The following is a 383-nucleotide window of genomic DNA, read 5'->3' as shown; positions in this document are numbered from 1 at the left end:
GTGTCCGTCCGGAAATTCGAGATTTGGCCGTACAGGCCCGACCGGCCCGAGGGGTAGGGTTTACCCCGGTGGGCCGATGAGACGGTGACGAGTCCGAATGCGACGGTCTATTTCATCTGCTGAAAGAAATCCCGCGCTCGCGGCACACTCCTCCCCTACCAGAGGACGGGTGGCCCCCCAGGCGATTCCCTCAGGTCTTGGCCAGGCGGATCCGCGCCAGCGTGACCAGGTTGTACCCCACAACCGTGCTCCACACGTAGCGCACAAACCCGTCCCACCCCGACCACAGGCACCGACGCAGCGCGTAGGCCCGCTTCAGCACCGAAAGCAGCCCTTCGATCGCCGCCCGAAACCCCCGAAGTGCCCGGTACACTCGACTGTTG

At 65.0% G+C, this 383-nt stretch carries 1 pseudogene; it reads right to left on the bottom strand.

Annotated features, from left to right (window positions below):
* Positions 1-190: 190 nt before the first annotated feature.
* A pseudogene (locus ACYQ8L_RS18655) lies at positions 191-383 on the bottom strand (ISNCY family transposase); the annotation flags it as partial.

It is taken from the genome of Deferrisoma palaeochoriense (assembly GCF_054656955.1).
Note: the sequence above shows the minus strand (reverse complement) of the source record. Positions and strands in the feature narration are given on the sequence as shown.